Genomic DNA, 8,479 nt, shown 5'->3' with positions numbered 1-8,479 from the left:
ACTTTTGCAGCAAGAAAACTTTGTTGATTCATCGTCGTTAAAAATGGATTTAGAAGACAAAGCCGCAATGCAGCTAGAGGCGGAACTTAAAAAACAAAATTACTGCCAACAAAGCTATCAAATTGTAGAAGTAAAATGGCGTGATTACAGTGTAAGGCTGAGCGGACGTTGTGATGACTGATATTTCATTGCTTGAAAATGTGTTTTCTAAGCTGAATATAGATTGCGAGAAAATATCTCACCCAGCACTACACACAGCCATAGAAGCAGACCGTTTATTACTTGAGCGCCCTGGTACGCGCTTAAAAAATCTCTTTTTGCGGGATAATTACGGCAAGCGTCACTTTTTACTTATTACTTCGCCCGATAAGCAGGTTGACCTAAAAGCGTTATCAAAAGCGCAAGGGTTATCACGCTTGGGATTTGCATCAAATGAGCGTTTAGCGAAGTATCTTGGAGTAAAACCAGGTTGTGTATCTATGTTGGCGCTTTTAAATGATAAAGATAATGCTGTGCAGTTATGGGTTGATAGTCAACTTTGGCAGGCAGATTTATTTCATTGTCACCCGTTTGAAAATACGCAAACTTGGCTAATGCAAAAAAGCGACTTACTTAAAGTGTTTGAATACTCCAATCACAGGGTTGAACTAGTTGACTTGTAAACGTTTAAACTGAGTGACTAACAACCCTGAAATGATGCAAACCAGCAGCAACGTCAGTAAAAATGCGTTTTTGCTAAAGTGTTGATATATCAGCCCTGGTAAAAACGAGCCTAAAGTGCCACCACAATAATAAAAAGAGACATAGATGCCATTAGTTAATGAGCTTGGCGCTCGGCTAACCTGATTAAGCAGGGCTGATGCGCTGGCATGAATAACAAACATTGCTGCACAAAAAACCGTAAAGCCAATAAAAAACAACGTAAACTGAACGGAGAATAAACTACTAATACTTAACGCATAAATTGCAAAGGTAATCACCAGTAAATTTATTTTACCTTTTGCTAAATGTTGAAGTCGCGAACTTAAAAGAGAAAAGCAGGCACCGATTAAGTAGCCTGAATAAACTAAGCCGATGTCTTTTGAACTGGTAAAATGATAATCATTTTGCAAAATAAAAGGCAGGTAGTTTAATAGTGCGGTAAAGCAAAAAAACATACCAAATACTGCGCTATAAACATACAGCGTGCCGCCTTTAGCAACCTTGTGTAAGTTTTCTTTAAGTGAAGCCGGTTCCTTTCTATGGCCTACATAATCTCGCACTTTTGCTTTTGCAAGGCTCAGTGATAACAACAATAAAACAATAGCCAGTAGATAAAAGTAAACTTGCCAGTGGGTATATTCACTGATAGATGCACTGACTACTCGGCCTAAAAATCCCCCTGCGATGGTGCTTAAAATATAGCTTGTTACCGCTTTACTTAAGTAGCTATAGCGGTAATGCTCACCAATGTACGATGTCATTGCAGTCAGTGCTGCCGGAAGTAGTAAACCCTGTAAAAACCGAATAATAAGTAACTGTTGAAAGCTTTGTGCAAGCGGTAAAAGTGCGCTGCTGATTGCGAGTAGCAATAGGGCAACTTTAAGCAGCGAAAGTGAATTAACACGCAGTAATAAGTAACCATAAACCAAAGGCGCAATTGCCAGCGGTAACATGGTCACTGTCATTAACAAACCTGCCTCTGCTGACGTTAACTGATACGATTTAGCAAGCAAAGGCAAAATAGGTTGTGGCCCGTACAGTACAAAAAAGGTAAAAACCGAGCACAATAATAAATGTATAAACTTCATGGTGAGAGAGGGTTGTTTATAACAAGTAAAGTGTACCTTATTTTTATTTGCAGCGTCTCAGGTTTGGCAAAGGAATCTTGCAGGTATCTAACTTTTTCTTGATTTAAGTTAACCTAGCTTCACATCTAGTGAATGGCTGTTATAAAATACGGGTAATCGTTTATTAAGAGAATTAATCATGGGTTCATTACAAGATCAGTTGCTTAAAGCAGGCCTTACTACTGAGCATAAAATGAAGGTTGCGAGTACCGAAAAACGTAAGCAAAACAAAAAGAAAAAGAAAAAAGGTGCAACCAGTAACCCAACCGATTTGCAAAAGCACATTGAGCAAACTAAAGCTGAGCAAGTTAAAAAAGCCGCTGAGGTTAATGCGAAAAAGCAAGCTGAGTTAAAAGAAAAAGAGCAAGTTGCACGTGTGAAGCAAATTCTTGAGCATCATAATCAAGACGAAATTAATGGTGATGTTACCTTTAATTTTACATTTGAAAGTAAAATTAAAGAGCTAGACGTAAACGAAATCACGCACAAACAATTAGTAAAAGGCCTATTGGCGATTTGTTATCTCGAAGGTAAGTTTTATGTCTTACCAGATGAGCCAGCACGTAAAATAGCGGAAGTAGACGAAAAATACATAGTGCTGCATGCTGAGCCAGAAAATAAAGAGAAAGACGAAGATGACCCGTATGCGGACTTTGAAATTCCAGATGACATCATGTGGTAATTAAACGCTTTAAAAAATGCCTCACTTGTTGAGGTATTTTTTTTACTTGGTTTTTGAAATATAAAACGCTGTTTCTGCTCTAAGCTATCTTCTCTTAAATTCATTGATCCTAAACTTGATCAAACGCATAGAATCTTTTGCTATCTCTATAAAGTTAAAATGTTTGTTTGTTTTTTATTCAGATAAGCCTTTACAAAACCATATGATAGTGGTCTACAATAGGGTTAGCACTGCTTTAACTTATTGATTCAAAAGTATATTGCAATTGAGAATTATTTACCGTTGAGATGGAATTATAATATGAACAAACTTTCTAAAACGCTTAGTGTAGCTGCTTTAACACTTGTAGGTATGGCTTCTGGTAACGCAATCGCAGCTGATGGTGCTGCACTTTATACAGCGAAAATGTGTCAAACATGTCACGGCGCAGAAGGTAAAGCACCAATTATGCCTCTTTATCCTAAACTTGCAGGTCAAAACAAAGAGTACGCTTTAGCTCAAATGAAAGACATTAAATCTGGCAAGCGCAACAATGGCATGGCTTCTGCGATGAAGGCAATGGTTGCTAATGTTACTGATGAAGAGTTAGAAGCAATTGCTGATTATTTATCTAAAGTAAAATAATTACTTTATTGATTTAAAAAGCCGCAGATGCGGCTTTTTTTGTTTATAATGCGCGGCCAAAATAGCGAAGCGGGTAATAAAAATGGTTCAGGTTGATGTATTAGTAATTGGTGCAGGCGCCGCAGGTTTAATGTGCGCCGCACAAGCAGGTTACCGTGGACGCTCTGTAACTGTGATTGATATGGGTAAAAAACCGGGCCGTAAAATTCTGATTAGTGGCGGCTTGTAATTTTACCAATGAAAATGCCTCACCAGAAAATTATCTGTGTACCAATCCGCACTTTGTTAAATCGTGTTTAAGCCGCTATACCCAACATGACTTTATTGAATTGGTTGATCGCCATGGTCTTGCCTATCATCACAAAACACTCGGTCAGCTATTTTGCGATAACTCAGCGCAAGATATTGTCGATATTTTATTAACCGAATGCGAATGGGCGGGGGTGACAATTCAACTTCGCCAAGAAGTACTGAGCGTGGAAAAAAGCGAAAGAGGCTTTACCGTAATAACCAGTGAAGCAAGCTATAGCTGTGAATCGCTGGTGGTGGCTTCTGGTGGTTTAACTATGCCAAAACTAGGCGCTACACCAATCGGTTATAAAATTGCAGAGCAGTTCGACTTAGATGTATTGCCAACAATGGCTGCTTTAGTGCCTTTTACGCTTCATCAACACGATAAGGCGCGTTTTGAAGCCTTATCGGGTATTAGTGTACCGAGTATCGTGACAGCCGAAGATGGCACACAGTTTAAAGAAAATATTTTATTTACCCACCGTGGCTTATCGGGGCCAGCAATACTGCAAATCTCATCGTTTTGGCGTGCGGGTCAGGCGGTATCAATTAACCTATTACCAGAGATAGAGCTAGCGGGTGAAATTCATACACAACGTCAATCTAATGGCCAAAAATCACTTAAAAATATGCTTGGAAGTTTGTTGCCAAAGCGTTTTATTGAAATTTTAGTAACTGGTGGTGATATTCCTGATAAAGCGATTAATCAGTTATCTCATACTGAAATTGAGCAATTATCTGATTTTATTCATAACTGGAAAATAAAACCTAATGGAACAGAGGGTTACAGAACTGCTGAAGTTACTTTAGGTGGTGTAAATAGCGCCGAATTAAGCTCTAAAACATTTGAAGCGAATAAAGTTAAAGGACTTTATTTTATTGGTGAAGTCACCGAAGTAACTGGTTGGCTCGGGGGCTATAATTTCCAGTTCGCTTGGAGCTCCGGCTGGGCGTGTGGGCAAGCCTGTTAATTGAAAATGAATCTCTCATAATTAAACCGACTTCAGTTTCAACCCTTCCTTTTATATTGAGCAAACTTGATGTAATCCATGTTTGCTCATTAAAAACATTCCTTTCACAATTTAAATAGTTTATTTTTCACGCTTTTTTGTTAGCTTAAAGACTCGCCTTTATTTTTGATAGGGAGTTCAGGCTGATGAAAGTGTGGCTTAGTCTTTTAGTGTTCGTTTTATTAGTTGGGTGCAGTGATGAGCAGAGTGTTGCTCTTGGCACGTTAGAGCGAGATCGCATAACCCATTCGGCAACAGTAAATGAGGTGTTGATTGAGCTGCCAATAGAACGTGGCAGCATGGTTAAACAAGGGGATGTGCTAGCGCAATTAGATAATACCAAGCAATTAGCCCGTGTTGCCAAAGTGAAAGCTGATTTAGAGTCTGCGAATGCACATTTTATTAAGCTTAAAAATGGTGCCCGCGAAGAAGAAGTGGCAAGAGCGCAAGCCACGCTTGCCGCTAATAAAGCCAACTTGGTAGAGGCGCAGCAGAACTACCACCGCGCGGTTGAAATTGTGGCAAAAGATCTCGCACCTAAAATCAGCCTAGACAGTGCAAAAGCCAATTTAGATGCAGCAACCGCTAATGTTGAAGCGGCCAAACAACAATTAACTGAACTCACCAATGGCACGCGAGTAGAAGATTTACAAGTCGCCGCAGCAAATGTTAAAGCCCTGCAAGCATTACTTAGCGCAGAAGAAAAATTACTTAGCGAACTTAATATCACCGCAACCCGAGATGGCCTTTTGGATAACTTACCTTGGAACTTAGGAGAGCGAGTTACCTTAGGTAGCCCTGTTGCGATTGTGCTTGCTGGCGAAGCACCTTTCGCGCGCATTTATTTGCCACAACAAACGCGGGCAAAATTAAAAGTGGGCGACAGCCTAACGCTTACTATTGCCGAGCAATCAGAGCAAATAAATGGCACAGTACGTTGGCTTTCCCATGAAGCTGCTTTTACTCCGTATTATGGTCTTAACCAGTATGACCGCACCCGTTTAATGTATCTTGCTGAAGTTCAATTACCAGCAAAATACAAAGATTTACCCTCTGGTTTGCCAGTTGAGGCAGCGCTACCATGAGTGATGCGGTTATAAATGCTAACGGATTAACCAAACAGTTTGGTGAAGTAATCGCTGTTAATCAGCTTGATTTAACCATAAATAAAGGTGAAGTTTACGGTTTTTTGGGGCCCAATGGCTGCGGCAAAACCACCGCCATTCGTATGCTAACCGGGCTGTTAATGCCCACAAGTGGCGAAGTTTCGGTACTTGGTTTATCACTACCAAAACAAGCTAACTTACTGCGTTACAAAATTGGCTATATGACGCAAAAATTCTCACTTTATGATGATTTAACGGTAGCGGAAAATCTTGCCTTTTTAGCGGATGCTTACAGTTTAAAAGGGCAGTATAAACGCAGTCGTATTGATGAATTGTTAGCAATTTATGATTTAGCAGCAAGAGCAAATCAGCTTGCTGGCAGCATGAGTGGCGGGCAAAAACAGCGCTTAGCCTTAGCGGGTGCCACCATTCATAAACCTGAGTTACTTTTTTTAGATGAACCAACCTCTGCTGTAGACCCTGAAAATCGCCGCGATTTTTGGGAGAAGCTATTTGATTTAAGTGAGTTGGGCACGAGCATTTTGGTCTCAACCCATTATATGGATGAAGCTGAGCGCTGCCATAAATTGGCAATTTTAGAAAAAGGCATTAAACGTGCCGATGATTCACCTGAGCAGCTAATGGTTAATCTTAATTGCCAAGTTGTTGAAGTAGAGGTGAACAATTCGCGCAGTACTAAACGCAGCTTAGTATCACATCAGCATATTCATTCTGCGACTCAGCTTGGCGCAAGGCTGAGAGTACTTGTTGATAATTCAGTTAATGATGCTGAAGCATGGCTTTTGCAATTTGACAATGTAGTTGCCGCTAAAGCGGTGCGCCCAAATCTTGAAGACGTGTTTGTTAGTGTAACGGGTGAGCGCAATCGGGAGCAAACTGTATGAATCTATCTCGTATTTTTTCGATTGTTAAAAAAGAGCTGCTTCAGCTCAAGCGCGACAAAACCACCTTTGCCATGGTGGTGATGATCCCCTTAGTGCAGTTGCTATTATTTGGTTTTGCGATTAATACACAAATTCGTGATATCCCCGTTGCGGTGGTAGATCAAAGTAATTCGGCGCTTGGTCGTGTACTCACACAAACGGTTGAAGCCAGTCAAACGGTTAAAGTGGTTGCCAAATATCCCAGTGTTATTTTGGCGGAAAAAGCCATGGCGCAAGCGAAAGTAAGAGCCGTTTTGGTTATTCCACGCGACGTTGCTGAGCGTCTTTCTCGCCATCAAGCACTAGGCAACGCAACGCCAAATTCAAGTAATTACCAGTTGGTTAGGCCGATTGGACAATGGCTGGTGGACGGTTCAGACACAATGATCACAGGGGCAATTAAAGGGCTTGCCAATATGCCGCTCGGTGAACTAATGAAGCAGCCTGTTAATCGGCAAGTCACCACCTTTGCGGTAACGCCATATTACAATCCTGCACAGCGCAGTGTCGTGAATATTGTGCCAGGGTTAGTTGGCGTAATTTTGACTATGACCATGGTGATGTTTACCTCCGCGGCAATTGTGCGCGAGCGAGAACGGGGCAATTTAGAAATGCTAATTAATACACCAATCAGCTCGTTTGAGTTGATGCTTGCGAAGATTATTCCGTATATTTTTATTGGCGCACTGCAAGTAACCATTATTTTATCGCTGGGTTATTTAGTATTTGATGTCAAAGTGGTGGGGTCGCTATTACAGCTTGCGCTGATGACCTTGTTATTTATCTCAGCCAGCTTGGTATTAGGATTAATCATTTCGACAATTGCAAAATCGCAACTGCAAGCCATGCAATTAACGGTGTTTGTGCTATTACCGTCTATTTTACTTTCAGGTTTTATGTTCCCCTATGAAGGCATGCCGGAAGTCGCCCAGTATATTGCCGAAGGGTTACCTGCAACCCATTACATTCGAGCTATGCGAGCGATTGTACTGCGCGATGTAGAAGTGACTGAGATGACCTATGATGCCCTTTGGTTAATGGGCTTTACCTTGCTCGGTTTGGTCATTGCGTCATTGCGTTTTAAAAAGCGGTTAGATTAAGGGCAGTTATGATTTAAGTGAAAGGCTGAAACTATTGACCATTAATTGTTTTCACTGTTTCTTCAACGTGCTTTTTCCCGCCTACTCTAAAGTACATTTTGGGCCAAGTTGCCTTGGCTTTTGCTTGCCAATCTGATGGCTCATCATAAGGCTCAATAAATATCATACCTCCGTTCTTTGCTTGCTTTATAAGTTCTAGCTCTTTTGTTTGTGTTTGGCGCCAAGAGTACTTTTGCGCTTCATTTGCTGCTTCAAGCACGATATCTCGGTGCTTTTTTGTCATAGAAAGTAACGACTGTTCGGAAATTAGGTGTGGTGCTGTAAACAGAAAATATTTAATTTTTGTCGCAAATTTGTAGTATTGCCACAGCGGCTTTTCTTTCCCGATCCCTGCATTTGCGATATTTAAAGGGTTATCCATACCCTGTATGATGTTACTTGATAGTGCAGGGTAAACTTCGGGCCATGCAATTGGATAAGGCTCAACACCCCAAGAACGAAAAGCTTCAATCATTAATTGGTTTCGTGGAACGCGAATCTTTAAATTGGCTAAATCAGAAGTTGTTTTAACAGCTAATTTATTATTTAGCAGTGTTCGGTATCCGCCAATGAAAAATGATATTGGCCTGACACCAGACTCCAGTGCAGCTTTTGATGATATATCTTTCATTTTTTCACTGTTAATTAGTTGCTTTGCAGAGTCTACTGTTGGGAACAAATAAGGTAACGCAAAAACACCTGCGGAAGGTGCGAATGGAGTGTAATTATTGATAGCAACCAATCCCATATCAACTTTGCCTTCAGCAAGGTCATAAACAATATCGTGTTCTGATGACTCACCAAAATGCAAAGAAATACTTAGTTCCCCATTGCTATTTGTTTCAACAAGTTGT

Annotated in this window: 8 protein-coding genes and 2 pseudogenes; 8 read left to right on the top strand and 2 right to left on the bottom strand. The window is 40.6% G+C overall.

Translation table 11 applies throughout. The annotated features are described in order from the left end of the window. Together ON073_RS19625 and ON073_RS19620 are read left to right on the top strand one after the other, a co-directional pair. Positions 1-181, top strand: a pseudogene (locus ON073_RS19625) (hypothetical protein); the annotation flags it as partial. Continuing rightward, the gene (locus ON073_RS19620) at positions 171-662 is read left to right on the top strand and encodes a prolyl-tRNA synthetase associated domain-containing protein (RefSeq protein WP_446728547.1); all 492 of its coding nucleotides are present in this window, start codon (positions 171-173) and stop codon (positions 660-662) included. The pseudogene ON073_RS19625 and the gene ON073_RS19620, both read left to right, overlap by 11 nt. On the opposite strand, the gene ON073_RS19615 is transcribed toward ON073_RS19620, so the two are convergent. Beyond that, complete coding sequence (locus tag ON073_RS19615; protein WP_274763568.1) at positions 648-1,790, bottom strand: MFS transporter; 1,143 nt, start codon at positions 1,788-1,790, stop codon at positions 648-650. The genes ON073_RS19620 and ON073_RS19615 overlap by 15 nt on opposite strands. Before the next feature lie 178 nt (positions 1,791-1,968). On the opposite strand from ON073_RS19615, the gene ON073_RS19610 reads away from it, so the two are divergent. From ON073_RS19610 to ON073_RS19585, 6 genes and pseudogenes are all read left to right on the top strand, one after another. Continuing rightward, complete coding sequence (locus ON073_RS19610; protein WP_274763567.1) at positions 1,969-2,511, top strand: DUF2058 domain-containing protein; 543 nt, start codon at positions 1,969-1,971, stop codon at positions 2,509-2,511. Between the two features lie 351 nt (positions 2,512-2,862). Next, positions 2,863-3,135, top strand: a complete 273-nt coding sequence (locus ON073_RS19605) for a c-type cytochrome (protein WP_394228488.1) — start codon at positions 2,863-2,865, stop codon at positions 3,133-3,135. A gap of 82 nt (positions 3,136-3,217) precedes the next feature. Further along, a pseudogene (locus ON073_RS19600) lies at positions 3,218-4,397 on the top strand (NAD(P)/FAD-dependent oxidoreductase). A 185-nt stretch (positions 4,398-4,582) separates the two neighbouring features. Then, on the top strand, positions 4,583-5,521 hold the full coding sequence (locus ON073_RS19595; protein ID WP_274763566.1) for an HlyD family secretion protein: 939 nt from the start codon (positions 4,583-4,585) through the stop codon (positions 5,519-5,521). Continuing rightward, positions 5,518-6,447: an ABC transporter ATP-binding protein gene (locus ON073_RS19590; RefSeq protein ID WP_274763565.1), complete on the top strand. Its 930-nt coding sequence runs from the start codon at positions 5,518-5,520 to the stop codon at positions 6,445-6,447. Before ON073_RS19595 ends, ON073_RS19590 begins: the two co-directional genes overlap by 4 nt. Beyond that, a complete protein-coding gene (locus tag ON073_RS19585) occupies positions 6,444-7,586 on the top strand; it encodes an ABC transporter permease (protein WP_274763564.1) in 1,143 nt (380 codons plus the stop codon). Before ON073_RS19590 ends, ON073_RS19585 begins: the two co-directional genes overlap by 4 nt. Positions 7,587-7,617: 31 nt before the next feature. On the opposite strand, the gene ON073_RS19580 is transcribed toward ON073_RS19585, so the two are convergent. Next, the coding region (locus tag ON073_RS19580) for a TRAP transporter substrate-binding protein (protein ID WP_274763563.1) at positions 7,618-8,479 on the bottom strand (862 nt) is incomplete at its 5' end.

The organism is Pseudoalteromonas sp. G4, from assembly GCF_028875915.1.
Taxonomy (GTDB): Bacteria; Pseudomonadota; Gammaproteobacteria; order Enterobacterales; family Alteromonadaceae; genus Pseudoalteromonas.
This window is presented reverse-complemented; position numbering and strand designations above follow the sequence as displayed.